This window comes from Streptomyces sp. NBC_01454 (assembly GCF_036227565.1).
In the GTDB taxonomy this organism is placed as follows: domain Bacteria; phylum Actinomycetota; class Actinomycetes; order Streptomycetales; family Streptomycetaceae; genus Streptomyces.
On sequence record NZ_CP109460.1, the window covers coordinates 2034454 to 2050352 of the forward strand.

Below are 15899 nucleotides of genomic sequence, written 5' to 3' on the forward strand. Positions count from 1 at the left end.
TGAGCCTGCTGCGACCCTACGACCCGACAAGGGGATAAAAGCCGCATCGGACGACTTCAAGGCTGGTCTTGACGGGACTCTGATGGGGAGCGTGGGAGGCGGCGGGGGCCGGTTCAGGGGCTGGCGGGTCGGGGGACGGGCGGACGAGCGGACGGGCCGCAGGAAGTGCATCGGGGGACATCCGCACCGGCACGGCGGCAAGGCGTAGCCGCGGACGGGAAAAACCGTCGCCCGCCCACCGGACGGCTGCAACGATGACCGACATGACCGAGGCACAGCTGACGACGCCCCGCATCCCCGACGTACGGATCGCCCACACCTCCGACCTGGACGCCGCCACCCTCAAGGCGGTCCGCGCCCTCCTCTACGACGTCTTCGACGACATGACCTCGGAGGACTGGGAACACGCACTCGGCGGTCTGCACGCCCTGGTCCAGGAGGACAGCGAGGTGATCGGGCACGCCTCCGTGATCCAGCGACGTCTGCTGCACGGCGGCCGGGCACTGCGCTGCGGATATGTGGAGGGCGTCGGCGTCCGTGCGGACCGGCGCGGGCGCGGTCATGGTACGGCCATGATGAGCGCCCTGGAGCGGGTGGTCCGCAGCGGCTACGACCTCGGTGCGCTCGGCGCCTCCGACGAGGCCGCCTCCTTCTACGCCGCCCGCGGCTGGCAGCTGTGGCGCGGCCACTCCTGGGCGCTCACTCCGCACGGCATCCGGCGCACCGCGGACGAGGACGGCTGCATCTACGTCCTCCCGACCGCAACCACGGCACTCGACCTCGACACCGACCTCACCTGCGACTGGCGCGACGGCGACGTCTGGTAATCCGCTACGGGGCAGGGGGCCGGGTTGGGAGTTGGGGGTGGGGGTTGGGGCTTGGGGGTTGGGGGTGCAGGTTGGGGTTGGCGGTTGAGGCTTTGAGGCCGGGGCCAGGCCCAGCCGCTGGGGGCAAGTTCCGCCTTCTTCGCCCCCTCCCCTCCCACCCCGCCCCCTCCGCCTCTCCCCCTCCCGCCTCCCCCGCCCTACCCCTCCTCCGTGATCAGACCGTCGTTCAGGTGCAGGACGCGGTCGGCGAGGCCGAGGAGGTGGGGGTCGTGGGTGGCGACCAGGGCCGTGACGTCCTCGCTGCGGACCACGGCGCGCAGCAGCTCCATCACCTCCATGCCGGTCTCGGCGTCCAGTTGTCCCGTGGGCTCATCGGCGATGAGCAGTGCCGGACGGTTGGCGAGTGCGCGGGCTATCGCGACACGCTGTTGCTGGCCTCCGGAGAGCTCACCCGGGCGCTGCGCGACATGGCCGGCCAGACCCACCAGGGACAGCAGGAGAGCGACACGCTCCTCGCGTTCGCGTGGTGCCACCTTGCGCAGCCGCAGCGGCACTCCGACGTTCTCGGCGGCGCTCAGGATCGGTATCAGTCCGAAGGACTGGAAGACGAAACCGATTCGATCGCGGCGCATCTTCAGCAGGCCGCTCTCACCGAGGCCGGCGAGCGGCGTATCGTCGACGACTATCCGCCCCGAGTCCGGGTTGTCCAGGCCGCCGATGAGGTTGAGGAGTGTGGTCTTGCCGGATCCGGAACGGCCGCGCAGGGCGACCAGTTCGCCGCGCGGTATGCGGCATGACACCCCGCGCAGGGCATGTACGGCCCCGGCGTCGCTCCCGTAACTGCGGTGCACATCCTCGACGACGACCATCGCCCGTGCGCTCTCGGCGACGGCAGTTGCCTGCCCGCCCTCGCCGGCCCCGATTGTGCTTCCCCCGCCGTTCATGCTCCGCTCCCCCACCTCGCAGGTCCGTCCCCCGGATCCCCGCCACCGGGCCCCGCGGCGCCGGATCCGGGTCGCCGGATCCCTCTCGCCTGCCGGTTGCGTCAGTATGCGTAGGGCGCGGCGCGGCGGGCAACGCCTGTGGAAAACTCCCGCATCGACTCGGAAATCAGGCGCAAAACAGCCTCCTGCCGCACAGCCACCACGGCGGGGGGGGCGGCACCTGCGGTGGCTGGATCCGCAGGGCCGCGAAGCCACAAGGCCAGGGCCCCTCACCACCTCAGCCCCTCTCCTCAACCCCTCAACCCCTCAGCCGAAGCAAGGCACATGACAGCACGTCAACTCCAAGGCCGCACCGCACCCCCGCTCAGTGCGCACCTCCCTGCCCCCGCTCCAAGTCCCTCAGTGCGATGTTCAACTCCAGCACGTTCACCCGGGGTTCGCCCATGAAGCCGAGGGTGCGGCCGTCGGTGTGGTCCTTGACCAGCCGGCGTACTTGGTCCGCGGGGAGTCGGTTCTCCTGGGCGACGCGGTCGGCCTGGAGCTGGGCGTAGGCCGGGGAGATGTCCGGGTCGAGGCCGGAGCCGGACGAGGTGACGGCGTCCGCCGGGACCTTCGAGGCGGGCACCCCGTACGTGTCGGCGACCCACTGCTTGCGCTCCTTCACCGCCTTGACGAGGTCGGTGTTGGTCGCGCCCAGGTTGGACGCTCCGGAGACCTGGAGGTCGTAGCGCGTGTTGACGCCGTTGGTCCGGTTGCTGCCCAGCCCCGCCGAGGGGCGCGGCTGGAAGAACTTCAGGTCCGGGACGGGGTTGCCCTCCTTGTCCTTGCCCTTGTCGTAGCGCTGGCCGATCAGCGAGGAGCCGACGACCTTGCCCTGGGAGCTCAGCTCGGAACCGTTGGCCCTGCCGGGGAACGCCGCCTGGGCCACGCCGGTGACCACCAGCGGGTAGAGGACCCCGCAGACCACGGTCAGCACGAGCAGGGCGCGCAGGCCCGCCCCCATCAAGCGGGCGGTGTTGCGTACGGAGTTGTTCACGGCGGTCACCCGATTCCGGGGATGAGGGAGAGGAGCAGATCGATGAGTTTGATGCCGAGGAACGGGGCGATCAGGCCGCCGAGTCCGTAGACGGCGAGGTTGCGCCGCAGCATCCGGTCGGCGCTGACCGGCCGGTACTGCACCCCCCTGAGGGCGAGCGGCACGAGGGCGACGATGACCAGCGCATTGAAGATGATCGCCGAGAGGATCGCGGAGTTGGGGCTGGAGAGCCGCATGATGTTGAGGGTGTCCAGGCCCGGGTAGGCCACCGCGAACATCGCCGGGATGATCGCGAAGTACTTCGCGACGTCGTTGGCGATCGAGAAAGTCGTCAGCGCGCCCCGGGTGATCAGCAGTTGCTTGCCGATCTCGACGATCTCGATGAGCTTGGTCGGGTTGGAGTCCAGGTCCACCATGTTCCCGGCCTCCTTGGCGGCCGAGGTGCCGGTGTTCATGGCCACGCCGACGTCGGCCTGTGCCAGCGCGGGCGCGTCGTTGGTGCCGTCGCCCGTCATCGCGACCAGCTTGCCGCCGGCCTGTTCACGCTTGATGAGCGCCATCTTGTCCTCGGGTGTGGCCTCCGCGAGGAAGTCGTCCACGCCCGCCTCGTCGGCGATGGCCTTGGCCGTCAGCGGGTTGTCGCCCGTGATCATGACGGTCTTGATGCCCATCCTGCGCAGTTCGACGAAGCGTTCGCGCATGCCCTCCTTGACGACGTCCTTGAGGTGGATGACTCCCAGGACGCGTGGGCCGCTCTCGTCCTCCAGGGCGACCAGCAGCGGGGTGCCGCCGGCCTGGGAGATGGCGTCGGTGAGCCGGCGTGCGTCCTCGGCGACGGGGCCGCCGCGTTCCTGGACCCAGGCGATGACCGCACCGGACGCGCCCTTGCGGACCTTGCGCCCGTCGACGTCCACCCCCGACATCCGGGTCTGGGCGGTGAACGGGACCCAGTCGGCGCCCGTCAACTCGCCCTGGTGGCGCTCGCGCAGACCGTACTTCTCCTTGGCGAGGACGACGATGGAGCGGCCCTCGGGAGTCTCGTCGGCCAGTGACGACAGCTGGGCAGCGTCGGCGACCTCGGCCTCGGTGGTGCCGCGTACCGGGACGAACTCGGCGGCCTGGCGGTTGCCGAGGGTGATGGTGCCGGTCTTGTCGAGCAGCAATGTCGATACATCGCCTGCGGCTTCGACGGCGCGGCCGGACATGGCCAGGACGTTGCGCTGCACGAGCCGGTCCATGCCGGCGATGCCGATGGCCGAGAGCAGTGCGCCGATCGTCGTCGGGATCAGGCAGACCAGCAGGGCGAGCAGCACGATCATGGGCTGTTCGGCGCCCGCGTAGATCGCGAACGGCTGGAGGGTGACCACCGCCAGCAGGAAGACGATGGTGAGCGACGCGAGCAGGATGTTCAGCGCGATCTCGTTGGGGGTCTTCTGCCGTGCGGCGCCCTCGACCAGGTTGATCATCCGGTCGATGAAGGTCTCGCCGGGCCTCGTCGTGATCTTGATGACGATGCGGTCGGACAGCACCTTCGTCCCGCCGGTCACCGCGCAGCGGTCGCCGCCGGACTCGCGGATGACCGGGGCCGATTCACCGGTGATTGCCGATTCATCGACAGAGGCCACGCCGTCCACGACATCGCCGTCGCCGGGGATGATGTCGCCGGCCTCACAGACCACCAGGTCCCCGATGCGCAGCTCGGTGCCGGGTATCTGCTCCTCGGTCTCGCCGGTGAGCCGGCGCGCCACGGTGTCGGTCTTGGCCTTGCGCAGGGTGTCGGCCTGCGCCTTGCCGCGGCCTTCGGCGACCGCCTCGGCGAGGTTGGCGAAGACCACGGTCAGCCACAGCCAGGCGGCGATCGCCCAGCCGAACCAGTCCGTCGGGGAGGTGCAGGCGAAGACCGTGGTCAGTACGGAGCCGACCTCGACCACGAACATCACGGGGGACTTGACCATCACCCGCGGGTCGAGTTTGCGTAGCGCGTCCGGCAGGGACGTGATCAGTTGCTTGGGGTCGAAGAATCCGCCGCCCACACGGCCGTCGCCGGGCTGCTGCCCGCCGGGGACGTCCTGGTGCGGCGCGCGGGTCGGGGTGAGTGTCGAGCGGGAGGCCATGGAGCCGGGCTCCTCCGGTTTCACGGGGACGGTCATGACAGCCCCTCCGCCAGCGGCCCGAGGGCCAGCGCCGGGAAGTAGGTCAGACCGGTGACGATCAGGATCGTGCCGACGAGCAGCCCGGAGAAGAGCGGCTTTTCGGTACGCAGGGTGCCCGCGGTCTCGGGGACCGGCTGCTGCTCGGCGAGCGAGCCGGCGAGGGCGAGCACGAACACCATCGGCAGGAAGCGGCCGAGCAGCATCGCCAGGCCGATCGTGGTGTTGTACCAGGGCGTGTTGGCGTTCAGTCCGGCGAACGCCGAGCCGTTGTTGTTGGCGCCGGAGGTGAACGCGTAGAGGACTTCGGAGAAGCCGTGCGAACCGGCTCCCAGCGCCTTGGTGTTGAGCATCGAGCCCAGCGCGTCCGGCAGCGTCATCGACGCCGCGGTGAAGCCGAGCACCAGCGTCGGGGTGCTGAGGAGGTAGCAGGCGGCGAGCTTGATCTCGCGGGTGCCGATCTTCTTGCCGAGGTATTCGGGGGTACGGCCCACCATCAGGCCGGCGAGGAACACCGCGATGACCGCCATCACGAGCATGCCGTAGAGCCCGGAGCCCACCCCGCCGGGGGCGATCTCGCCCAGCATCATGCCGAGCAGCTGGAGGCCGCCGCCGAAGGCGGTGAACGAGGAGTGGAAGGCGTCGACCGCGCCGGTGGAGGTCAGGGTGGTGGCCACCGAGAAGATCGCGGAGGAACCGACGCCGAAGCGGGTCTCCTTGCCTTCCATGGCGGCGCCCGCGGCCTGCAGTGCCGGTCCGCCGTGGGCGAACTCGCTCCACATCATCAGCGCGGTGAAGCCGAGCCAGATGACGACCGTGGTGGCGAGGATCGCGTACCCCTGCTTCACGTTCCCGACGAGCTTGCCGAAGGTGCGGGTCAGCGCGAACGGGATGACCAGGATCAGGAAGATCTCGAAGAGGTTGCTGAAGGCGTTGGGGTTCTCGAAGGGGTGGGCGGAGTTGGCGTTGAAGTAGCCGCCCCCGTTGGTGCCCAGTTCCTTGATGGCCTCCTGGGAGGCGACCGCGCCGCCGTTGGTCTGCTGGGCGCCGCCCATGAACTGGCCGACCTCGTGGATGCCGGAGAGGTTCTGCAGGGCGCCGCAGGCGACCAGGACGAGGGCGCCGAGGACCGCGATCGGGACGAGGACCCGGACGGTGCCGCGGACCAGGTCGGCCCAGAAGTTGCCGAGTTCGCCGGTACGGGACCGGGCGAAGCCGCGGACCAGCGCGACGGCGACGGCCATGCCGGTGGCGGCGGACACGAAGTTCTGCACCGCGAGGCCGGCGGTCTGTACGACGTGGCCCATGGCCTGCTCGCCGCTGTAGGACTGCCAGTTGGTGTTGGTGACGAACGACGCCGCGGTGTTGAACGCCTGGTCCGGGCTGATCGACGCGAAGCCGAGGGACAGTGGCAGCCCGCCCTGGACGCGCTGGAGCAGGTACAGGAAGAGCACGCCCGCCGCGGAGAAGGCCAGGACACCGCGCAGGTAGGCCGGCCAGCGCATCTCGGCGTCCGGGTCGGCGCCGATGCAGCGGTAGAGGACCTTCTCGACGCGGAGGTGCCTGGGCGCGTTGTAGACGGCGGCCATGTAGTCGCCGAGGGGGCGGTAGGCCAGGGCCAGCGCCGCGGTGAGCGCTGTCAGCTGGAGGACGCCGGCAAGGACGGGGCTCATCTGGCCCGCCGCGGCAGCAGCAGTCGACACCTCAGAACCTCTCCGGGAAGACGAGGGCGAGGACCAGGTAGCCGAGCAGGGCGACGGCCACGATCAGGCCGACGGTGTTTTCGACGGTCACAGCTTCGCCACCCCCTTGGCGACGAGAGCCACCAGGGCGAAGACCGCGAGGGTGACGACGACGAAGGCCACGTCGGCCATCGTGTGCTCCTAGAGGGATGAGGAGGTAAGGACTCCTAGAGCAAAGCGCCCTTCCCGCCGCCTGTGACCGCCGTTGACGCCTCCCTTACGGCCATTGGCGCCCCGTTGACGGAATCTCTACGCATCCCGGTCTGACCTGTGCAAACACCAAGGGCCCGCACCCCCTGTCGGGGAGTACGGGCCCTTGCGAGCGTCACAATCCAGCCGTTACCGGGGCGCCCACGCGCCGCCCGGCCGCCATCTGTGTCAGCGGATCTCGGTGATCTCCGGTCCGCGTTCCAGGCGTTCCACACCGCCGCCGAAGCGCGACTGCTCGACCGGCTCCTGCTGCACACCGTCCGGCACCATCTGGGCGTCGTCCGGCAGCTTCAGGACGATCGGGTCACGCGGCGCCATCGGGGCCTCACCGCGGATGACGACGGTGTCCCGGAAGATGTGCTCCAGCACGCCCGCGGCCTGCGGCTGCACCGCACCCTGGCCGGAGATCACACCACGCAGGAACCACCGGGGGCCGTCGACACCGATGAAGCGCACGACCTGCACGCCATTCGTGCCGTCCGGCAGCTGCACGGGGACCTGGGCGCGCAGCTCCCAGCCCAGCGGGCCCTCGACCTCGTCGATGACGCCGCCCTGCTGGGTGATGCCGGAGGCGATCTCCTCGCGGACCTCGCCCCAGATCCCCTCGTTCTTGGGGGCGGCGAAGGCCTGCAGCTGCACGGCGCTGTCCTGCAGCACCACGGTCGCGGCGACGATGGCGTCGCCTGCGACCTCCACCCGAAGCTCCATACCCTCGACACCGGGCACGAACAGACCGCCGAGGTCCACCCGGCCCTCGCCGGGCTCGGAGACCTCCGACGCGTCCCAGGGGCCGTCGGGGCGCGGCGCGGGCGGAAGACTGTGCCGCTGCTGTGCCGCGCCGTCCTCGTCGGCGTCGCTCACCGCTTGCTCGTCGGCGAGGGTGGTGTCCTTGGCCGACTCTTCAGGAGCCTCGTTCTTCTTGCGACGTCCGAACACGTCACTGTCCTTCCCGGTCGGCACCGACCGATGCGTATTCATTCCCGCCCGTGGAGCCGTCCACCGCCGCATGACCGCCGGTGGAACCGAATCCCCCCTCGGCCCGCGCCGAGCCGGGAAGTTCCGCCACCTCGTGGAAGCGCACCTTCTCGACCTGCTGGACGACCAGTTGAGCGATCCGGTCGAATCGTTCGAACCGCACGCTCTCGCGCGGGTCCAGATTGACCACGATCACCTTGATCTCTCCACGGTACCCGGCATCCACCGTCCCGGGGGCATTCACCAGCGCCAGTCCACACCGGGCGGCCAGCCCGGACCGGGGATGCACAAATGCCGCATAGCCCTCGGGAAGGGCGATCGACACCCCGGTGGGCAGCACGGTGCGCTCCCCCGGCGCCAGCTCGGCGGCCTCGGTGGTCACCAGGTCCGCGCCGGCGTCGCCGGGATGCCCGTACGACGGAACGGGCACCTCCGGGTCCAGCCGCCGCAGCAGCACCTCTACGGGATTGCGTCCCTGACTCACGGGTTCACCTCGAAAGCACGCGCGCGCTTGGCCTGGTCCGGGTCGGCCATCGCCGCCTGGATCTCCTCGGCCCTTCCGTTGTCGATGAAGTGGTCGACCTTCACCTCGATGAAGACGGCCTCGGCGCGGACCGCGACCGGACCGTCCGGACCGCCTATGCGGCCCACGGCCGACGAGTAGATCTTCCGCCGGTGCACCGCGGTGACCCGCGCGTCCAGATGCAGCACCGTGCCCAGCGGCACCGGCCGCACGAAGTCGGTCTCCAGCCGGCCGGTCACCGCGATCACCCGCAGCAGCCAGTTCAGCGAGCCGAGCGTCTCGTCCAGCGCGGTGGCCAGCACCCCGCCGTGCGCCAGGCCGGGCGCACCCTGGTGGGCCTCCTTGACGGTGAACTCCGCCCGTACGCTCACACCCTCGCCGGCCCGCGCCTCCAGGTGCAGGCCGTGCGGCTGCCCCGTGCCGCAGCCGAAGCACCGGTCGTAGTGCGCGCCGAGGAGCTCTCCGGGTGCCGGCGCATCGGCATGCCGGACCGGAGCGACGGCGTCCTTCGGTGGCGTCAGCCGCGTCAGCTCCGCCCTCGTTCTGTCAGTTCCACTCACGAGTGCAGACCCTACCCGCGCACGTCACGGCCCCGCGCCGCCGTGCCAAGCTGGAGCCATGCAGTCGTACGAAGAACGTCTCACCGCGCCCCGCTCCTGGTGGGTGATCGCCGCGCTGATCGGTGTCGCCTGCGCCCTGATGCTGCTCCCCGTGGGGACGCTCCCGATGCTCGGCGGACTGATCGGCGGCACGGCGCTGTCCGCGGTCGCGGTGAGCACGTACGGCTCGGCGCGGATCCGGGTGGTGGGCGGCGCGCTGATCGCCGGCGAGGCGAAGATCCCCGCGTCGGCGCTGGGTGAGGCGCGGGCGCTGGACGCGGACGAGGCGCTGGCCTGGCGTACGCACAAGGCCGATGCCCGCGCGTTCATGCTGCTGCGCAGCTATGTCCGCACCGCGGTGCGGGTGGAGATCACCGACCCCGGGGATCCGACGCCCTACGCCTATCTCTCCACACGGGATCCGGAGCGGCTGGTGGCGGCGCTGGCGGCCGTACGCACCTGACCGGCGGCCGGGGGCCCGCTTCTGCCGTACGGCGGGATGACGGGCGGCTCCGGCGTCGTCAGTCGTGCGGCGGGGCGTCCGGTGCGGAGCCGGGAAGGGCGTCCCAGGGGATCTGGTGTGCGCGCAGGTCCTTACGGATCCGTTCCGCGAGCTTTCCGGTGTCCCTGCGGTTGATGAACGCGCCGACGGCGGCGCCGATCATGAACGGCGTGAGGTTGGGGAGATTGCGCAGGGTGCGCTTCATGATCTGCCGGCGCAGCTCCCGCCGCATCTGCCCGCCGAGGGCGAAGTTCAGCGAGGCCGGCTTGGTGACGTCGATGCCCCGTTCCTCGGTCCACGAGGTCACACAGGCCATCGCACGCTGCCGGAAATTCCCGGCGGGCCGCAGGCCGTAGACCTCGTGCAGCTCGGCGATCAGCTTGATCTCGACCGAGGCGACGCCGGTGACCTCGGCGGCCAGCTCGGCCGGCATGGCGGGCGGTACGGGCAGCATCGCTGCCGCACCGACGCCCGCTCCGACGGTTGCGGTCGCCGCACAGGCGCCCGCGACGAGTTTGTCGGCCAGGTCCTCGGGGGTCAGTCCGGGGAACTGGGCGCGCAGCGTCGCAAGATCGCGGACCGGGATCCGCGGGGCGGTGTCGATGATGCGGTCGGCGATCACGGTGATCGCTCCCCGCACCCTGCCACCGCGTCCTGCGGCACCGCGGCCGGTCAGGGCCGCGAGCGAGGTCCCGTGGCCCCGCTCCTGGGGTGCTCCGGTCGTCCGCTCCGTGGGGAGGGCGGTCGGGTCGGCGGGCACGGGCGCGTTTTCCTGGTGTGATCGTGCGCCTGCCGCTGGACCTTGGCCACCCTTGGGGCCCTTACGGAACGGGTTCATGCCTGCCACGGGCAGACCGGGCTCAGGCCGCGCAGTCGCGGCAGATCGGCTGTCCGTTCTTGTCCTCCGCGGCCAGCTGGCTGCGGTGGTGGACCAGGAAGCAGCTCATGCACGTGAACTCGTCCTGCTGCTTGGGCAGCACGCGCACGGCCAGCTCTTCGTTGGACAGGTCAGCGCCCGGCAGCTCCAGGCCCTCGGCCTGCTCGAACTCGTCGACGTCGACCGCCGAGGCGGACTTGTCGTTCCGCCGCGACTTCAGCTCTTCAATGCTGTCCTCGTTGAGATCGTCGTCGGTCTTGCGTGGGGTGTCGTAATCCGTAGCCATTTTCGCTCTCCCCCTCTGGGTGTCTGCGGTGTCTCAGCGCTCGTAACGCGTGAGAGGCCGGACTTGTGCCCGACCTGAGGCGGAGATTTTGCCTCACATCAAGGTCTGTTACTCAATCGACACCCAACCGCACCCCTGAAGAGGTGATCGGTTTGGATGGCGATCAGGACCGTACACGGTCCGAATGTCGCACCTCGCGCAGCCCATCACCTGTACTTCCCGTGATCCGACCCCCCGGAAACCCGGACGTCCCAGGCATTCCGGCGGCCATTTTGCTCACGGAGCGTAGATGGCTGGAATTTCGCGCCTGTGAGGGATCACACACGCACAGACCGGTGGGCGGACCAGTTCAATTCCGCGCAAAGCGAACTCGGCGAAGGATCCCCGCCGACCCCCCTTCACGTCAAACCGGGAGGCGAGGCGGTGTACGGCCGCGAGACGGGCGATCGTACGCACAGATGTCCGACCACTGCTCACCGGGGCGCACAGTGGCTCCAGCAGGCGTACAACCGCCCTGTGGCCTGCGTCAGAGCGGCAGGACGACGCGCATCACGAGCCCACCGCCTTCGCGGGGCGCGGCGGTGATCGTGCCGTCGTGTGCGCGGACCACCGAGCGCACGATGGACAGGCCCAGCCCCACGCCCTTGTCGCTGCCGGTGCGCTCAGTCCGCAGCCGCCGGAACGGCTCGAAGAGGTTCTCCACCTCATAGGCGGGAACCACCGGCCCCGTATTGGCGACCACCAGCACCGCACAGCCCGGCTGGGGCTCGGTGGTGACCTCCACCCAGCCGTCCTCGGGCACGTTGTAGCGCACCGCGTTCTGGACGAGGTTGAGCGCGATGCGCTCCAGCAGGACGCCGTTGCCCTGCACGAAGACCTGCTGGCGGACCCCGCGCAGCTCCACGCCCCTGCGGTGCGCCTCCTCACGGTTCTGGTCGACGGCCTGCGCGGCGACCTCGGCCAGATCGACCGGCTTCTTGTCGACGACCTTGTTCTCGCTGCGGGCGAGCAGCAGCAGGCCCTCCACGAGCTGCTCGCTGCGCTCGTTGGTGGCCAGCAGCGTCTTGCCGAGCTGCGCCAGCTCGGGGGACGCGTCCGGATCGGCGAGCTGGACCTCCAGCAGCGTGCGGTTGATCGCCAGTGGGGTACGCAACTCGTGCGAGGCGTTGGACACGAAGCGCCGCTGCGACTCGAAGGCCCGGTCCAGGCGGTCGAGCATCTCGTCGAAGGTGTCCGCGAGCTCCTTGAGCTCGTCGTCGGGCCCGCCCAGCTCGATGCGGCGGTGCAGATCCGAGCCCGCCACCCGCTGCGCGGTGCGCGTGATCCGGCCCAGCGGCGCCAGCACCCGGCCGGCCATCGCGTAGCCGAACGCGAAGGCCACCACCGTCAGCCCCAGCAGCGCCAGCAGCGAACGGTTGAGGAGGTCGTTGAGGGCCAGCGCGCGCTGGTGCTGGAGGCACTGGTCGACGGCCGCCTGGAGCAGCGGTCCCGACGTCTTGGTGGGCAGGTCGCACTGGTCACTGGTCGACTGGAACTTGCCGCCGAGGATCTTCAGGGGCAGCGTGCTGCCGTCGTGCAGCGCGTCCGCGGCCAGCATGTAGATGATCGTCAGCAGCACGATCCCGGCCATCAGGAACATGCCGCCGTACAGCAGGGTCAGGCGGATCCGGATCGTGGGGCGCAGCCACGGGAACGGCCGGATGCTGACCGGCCGGGGGTCCCAGGTGGGCTTGGGGGGCAGAGGCGGCGGGGGTGCGGCCGCCTTGGAGAACGAGGGCAGGGAGGGCATCGCCGGTCAGATCCGGTATCCCGAGCCGGGGACGGTGACGATCACCGCGGGCTCGCCGAGCTTGCGGCGCAGCGTCATGACCGTGACCCGGACGACGTTGGTGAACGGGTCGGTGTTCTCGTCCCAGGCCTTCTCCAGGAGCTGCTCGGCCGAGACGACCGTGCCCTCGCTGCGCATCAGGACCTCCAGCACCGCGAACTCCTTCGGTGCGAGCTGGACCTCCTTGCCGTCGCGGAAGACCTCGCGGCGATTGGGGTCGAGCTTGATGCCGGCCCGCTCCAGCACGGGCGGCAGCGCGACGGTCGTACGGCGCCCCAGGGCGCGCACCCGGGCGGTCAGCTCCGTGAAGGCGAACGGCTTGGGGAGGTAGTCGTCCGCGCCGATCTCCAGGCCCTCGACGCGGTCGCTGACGTCACCGGAGGCGGTGAGCATCAGGACGCGGGTGGGCATCCCCAGCTCGACGATCTTGCGGCAGACGTCGTCACCGTGGACGACCGGGAGGTCACGGTCGAGCACGACCACGTCATAGTCGTTGACCGCTATCCGCTCCAGGGCGGCAGCGCCGTCGTAGACCACGTCGACGGCCATGGCCTCCCGGCGTAGTCCGGTGGCCACCGCATCGGCGAGCAGCTGCTCGTCCTCGACGACGAGAACACGCACGTCGCTAGTCCTTCCTCAGGGCCCTCGCGGGCAGGCACAACTTGTCCGAAAGCTCTTCCATCCTGCCCCGAAGAGCCATAAACCGGCGGTAAGAGGGGTGCGGAGGGGTGGAGAGCGGCCCGGGACGCCCGACGGGCATGATTCCTGGGTGGGGTGAGGTTTCCCTGAGGTACCGGGTGGGGAGGACGACTGCACACCCGCGATCACACCCTGTTTATCAGGCAACTTAAAGCACCCTTTGCCACGAACTGATCCATCGCAGGGACCACGCAGTGATCACCCACCCGTCGGCACACCCCGTGCCACCGACCCACGACGAGGGGGCGCACATGGACGCGTTCACCGCAGGCATTTTGCAGCGCATACAGAACACGGAAGCTGATCTGGACCGGGCCCGGGCTGCGGGCGACGACTTCCTCGCCGAGGTCGAGCAGGCAGAGCTCGAGGACCTGCAGCGACTGGCGACCGAACACGGCGTGCGCTACGGCGCGGTCAGCAACGCCTGACCGTTTCCCGGCGCACGACGACAGCGCCCCGGCATCCAGGGGATGGTGCCGGGGCGCTGTCATGCCCGCGTGGGGGCGGCCGGGTCAGTCGTGCCAGGCGCCGAGGTCCTCCAGCAGCGGCTGGAGCTGCGCGAAGAGGGCCGGGGAGGCGGCGAGGGTCAGCTCGTGGGAGGCCGGAGAGCCGGGGCGGCCGCCGGTGAGCGCGCCGGCCTCACGGGCGATCAGCGCGCCCGCCGCCAGGTCCCAGGGGTTCAGCCCGCGCTCGTAGTAGGCATCGAGCCGGCCGCAGGCCACGTCGCACAGGTCGATCGCGGCCGAGCCGCCGCGCCGGATGTCACGGACCTGCGGCAGCAGTGTGCGCAGCACTTCGGCCTGGGCCGCCCGGCGCTCGGCGAGGTAGGCGAAGCCGGTGCCCAGGAGGGCCTCGGAGAGCGGCGGGGCGGGCCGGTGGTGGAGGCGCTCGCCGTTGTTGAACGCACCGCGGCCCAGGACGGCCCGGCAGGTCTCGCCGCGCATGGGGGCGGCCACGACGCCGACGACCGCCTCGCCGTCCTTCTCCGCCGCGATGGACACCGACCAGGACGGCAGCCCGTAGAGATAGTTCACCGTGCCGTCGATGGGGTCGATGACCCAGCGGATGCCGCTGGTGCCTTCGCTGCTGGCGCCCTCCTCCCCCAGGAAGCCGTCGTCGGGGCGGTGCTCCCCGAGGAAGGCGGTGATCAGCTTCTCGGAGGCGAGATCCATCTCGGTGACGACGTCGATGGGGCTGGACTTGGTGGCGGCGACGCCGAGGTCGGCGGGGCGGCCGTCGCGCAGCAGGTCCCCGGCGCGGCGGGCGGCCTCCAGGGCCAGTTCGAGGAGTTCGTCGTAGGGCGCGTCGGCCGGTGTGTCGGCGGTCCGCGGGGCCTTGGGGTACAGCGGGTCGGGCACGATGCTCCTTGCTCGCTCGGGCGGGGGTGGGGCGGGCGTACGGCTTACGCGGGGGCCCCGGCGACCGGGCCGCGCCAGTCGGCGCCGGCGGCGGCCGGGCGCGGGGTGCGCGCCGGGCAGCAGCCGACCGGGCACAGGTCGTGGCCCGCGCCGAGGGCGCCCAGGGCGCAGCGCTGCGGAGCGGCGCCCCGTTCGGCGGCCGCGCGCTCCAGGAGGAGGTCGCGGACGGCCGCGGCGAACCGCGGGTCGGCGCCCACGGTGGCCGACCTGGTGACCGGCAGTCCCAGCTCGGCGGCCTTGGCGGTGGCTTCGGTGTCGAGGTCGTACTTGACCTCCATGTGGTCCGAGACGAACCCGAGGGGGGCCATGACGACGGCCGGGACGCCGTCGGCGTGCGCCGCTTCCAGGTGGTCGCAGATGTCCGGCTCCAGCCAGGGGATGTGCGGGGCGCCACTGCGGGACTGGTAGACGAGCCGCCAGGGGTGGTCCACGCCGGTCTCCGCGCGGACGGCGTCCGCGATCACCCGCGCCGCGTCGAGGTGCTGGGCGACATAGGCGCCGCCCCCGCCGTCCCGGGTGTGCTCGGCGGGCGTGCCGGAGGTGTCGGCGGCGGCGGTGGGGATGGAGTGCGTGGTGAAGGCGAGGTGGGCGCCGTCGCGCACCTCCGCGGGCAGGGCGGCCAGCGACGCCAGCACACCGTCAATCATCGGGCGGAGGAACCCGGGGTGGTTGAAGTAGTGCCGCAGCTTGTCGACCTGCGGCAGCTCCAGGCCCTCGGCCTGCAGGGTCGCGAGCGCGTCGGCGAGGTTCTCGCGGTACTGCCGGCAGCCCGAATACGAGGCGTAGGCGCTGGTCGCCAGGACGGCGATCCGGCGGTGTCCGTCGTGGACCATGGTGCGCAGGGTGTCGGTCAGGTAGGGCGCCCAGTTGCGGTTGCCCCAGTGGACGGGCAGGTCCAGCCCGTTCCCGGCGAAGTCCTTGCGCAGTGCGTCCAGCAGCTCACGGTTCTGGGCGTTGATGGGGCTGACGCCGCCGAACAGGAAGTAGTGCTGCCCCACCTCCTTGAGGCGCTCACGGGGGATGCCGCGGCCGCGGGTGACGTTCTCCAGGAACGGGACGACGTCATCGGGCCCTTCCGGGCCGCCGAAGGACAGCAGCAGCAGGGCGTCATAAGGACGGGGATCGCACTGTTCGGGCATGCCGTCGATCCTGCCACCCTTCCTCCGGGGGCGGCGGGCAGGCCCCGGCGCGGAGAGGGGGAAGCGCCCGCGGCCGGCCCGAAATCCGGAGGCGGCCGGCAGCGCGGGGCCCGTAAGCTGTATCGGCTGCAGACATTCCTTACC

17 protein-coding genes are annotated in these 15899 nt (G+C 70.7%); 3 read left to right on the forward strand and 14 right to left on the reverse strand.

Annotated features, from left to right (window positions below; all coding sequences use genetic code 11):
• The first annotated feature begins 254 nt into the window (after positions 1-254).
• On the forward strand, positions 255-827 hold the full coding sequence (locus tag OIU81_RS08815; RefSeq protein ID WP_443073947.1) for a GNAT family N-acetyltransferase: 573 nt from the start codon (positions 255-257) through the stop codon (positions 825-827).
• A gap of 197 nt (positions 828-1024) precedes the next feature.
• Here OIU81_RS08815 and OIU81_RS08820 read toward each other — a convergent pair whose 3' ends face one another.
• The 8 genes from OIU81_RS08820 to OIU81_RS08855 form a co-directional block, all read right to left on the reverse strand.
• Positions 1025-1771 (reverse strand): ABC transporter ATP-binding protein, encoded by a 747-nt coding sequence (locus tag OIU81_RS08820; RefSeq protein WP_443073948.1) that lies wholly within the window; start codon positions 1769-1771, stop codon positions 1025-1027.
• A 364-nt stretch (positions 1772-2135) separates the two neighbouring features.
• Positions 2136-2816, reverse strand: coding sequence for a potassium-transporting ATPase subunit KdpC (gene kdpC / locus OIU81_RS08825; protein WP_329145581.1), 681 nt, complete (start codon positions 2814-2816; stop codon positions 2136-2138).
• On the reverse strand, positions 2813-4957 hold the full coding sequence (gene kdpB, locus OIU81_RS08830) for a potassium-transporting ATPase subunit KdpB (protein ID WP_329145583.1): 2145 nt from the start codon (positions 4955-4957) through the stop codon (positions 2813-2815). The genes kdpC and kdpB overlap by 4 nt, the downstream gene beginning before the upstream one ends.
• Positions 4954-6630 carry a potassium-transporting ATPase subunit KdpA gene (gene kdpA / locus OIU81_RS08835; protein ID WP_329154976.1) on the reverse strand — a complete coding sequence of 559 codons (1677 nt, stop codon included), beginning with the start codon at positions 6628-6630 and terminating at the stop codon, positions 4954-4956. Before kdpA ends, kdpB begins: the two co-directional genes overlap by 4 nt.
• A 31-nt stretch (positions 6631-6661) precedes the next feature.
• Positions 6662-6751: a K(+)-transporting ATPase subunit F gene (gene kdpF / locus OIU81_RS08840; RefSeq protein ID WP_096212427.1), complete on the reverse strand. Its 90-nt coding sequence runs from the start codon at positions 6749-6751 to the stop codon at positions 6662-6664.
• Between the two features lie 326 nt (positions 6752-7077).
• Positions 7078-7845 carry a DUF3710 domain-containing protein gene (locus tag OIU81_RS08845; RefSeq protein ID WP_329145586.1) on the reverse strand — a complete coding sequence of 256 codons (768 nt, stop codon included), beginning with the start codon at positions 7843-7845 and terminating at the stop codon, positions 7078-7080.
• Between the two features lies 1 nt (position 7846).
• Complete coding sequence (dut, locus tag OIU81_RS08850) at positions 7847-8368, reverse strand: dUTP diphosphatase (RefSeq protein WP_329145587.1); 522 nt, start codon at positions 8366-8368, stop codon at positions 7847-7849.
• Entirely contained in the window at positions 8365-8967 is a 603-nt protein-coding gene (locus OIU81_RS08855; RefSeq protein WP_329145589.1) for a PaaI family thioesterase, read from the reverse strand. Before OIU81_RS08855 ends, dut begins: the two co-directional genes overlap by 4 nt.
• A gap of 58 nt (positions 8968-9025) precedes the next feature.
• Between OIU81_RS08855 and OIU81_RS08860 the strand changes: the two genes are divergently transcribed.
• Complete coding sequence (locus OIU81_RS08860) at positions 9026-9469, forward strand: DUF3093 domain-containing protein (protein WP_329145590.1); 444 nt, start codon at positions 9026-9028, stop codon at positions 9467-9469.
• A gap of 58 nt (positions 9470-9527) precedes the next feature.
• Here OIU81_RS08860 and OIU81_RS08865 read toward each other — a convergent pair whose 3' ends face one another.
• The 4 genes from OIU81_RS08865 to OIU81_RS08880 form a co-directional block, all read right to left on the reverse strand.
• On the reverse strand, positions 9528-10355 hold the full coding sequence (locus OIU81_RS08865) for a hypothetical protein (RefSeq protein ID WP_443073949.1): 828 nt from the start codon (positions 10353-10355) through the stop codon (positions 9528-9530).
• Between the two features lie 13 nt (positions 10356-10368).
• Positions 10369-10671, reverse strand: a complete 303-nt coding sequence (locus OIU81_RS08870) for a DUF4193 domain-containing protein (RefSeq protein WP_003982531.1) — start codon at positions 10669-10671, stop codon at positions 10369-10371.
• 526 nt (positions 10672-11197) lie between these two features.
• Complete coding sequence (locus tag OIU81_RS08875) at positions 11198-12460, reverse strand: sensor histidine kinase (protein ID WP_329145594.1); 1263 nt, start codon at positions 12458-12460, stop codon at positions 11198-11200.
• A gap of 6 nt (positions 12461-12466) precedes the next feature.
• Positions 12467-13120, reverse strand: coding sequence for a response regulator transcription factor (locus tag OIU81_RS08880; RefSeq protein ID WP_006602630.1), 654 nt, complete (start codon positions 13118-13120; stop codon positions 12467-12469).
• A 329-nt stretch (positions 13121-13449) separates the two neighbouring features.
• Here OIU81_RS08880 and OIU81_RS08885 point away from each other — a divergent pair, with 329 nt between their 5' ends.
• Positions 13450-13626: a hypothetical protein gene (locus OIU81_RS08885; RefSeq protein WP_018093452.1), complete on the forward strand. Its 177-nt coding sequence runs from the start codon at positions 13450-13452 to the stop codon at positions 13624-13626.
• 84 nt (positions 13627-13710) lie between these two features.
• Here the strand turns inward: OIU81_RS08885 and OIU81_RS08890 are convergent, their stop codons facing one another.
• Both OIU81_RS08890 and OIU81_RS08895 read right to left on the reverse strand, forming a co-directional pair.
• The gene (locus tag OIU81_RS08890; RefSeq protein ID WP_443073950.1) at positions 13711-14556 is read right to left on the reverse strand and encodes an inositol monophosphatase family protein; all 846 of its coding nucleotides are present in this window, start codon (positions 14554-14556) and stop codon (positions 13711-13713) included.
• 44 nt (positions 14557-14600) lie between these two features.
• Complete coding sequence (locus OIU81_RS08895; RefSeq protein WP_329145598.1) at positions 14601-15755, reverse strand: ferrochelatase; 1155 nt, start codon at positions 15753-15755, stop codon at positions 14601-14603.
• Between the last annotated feature and the right edge of the window lie 144 nt (positions 15756-15899).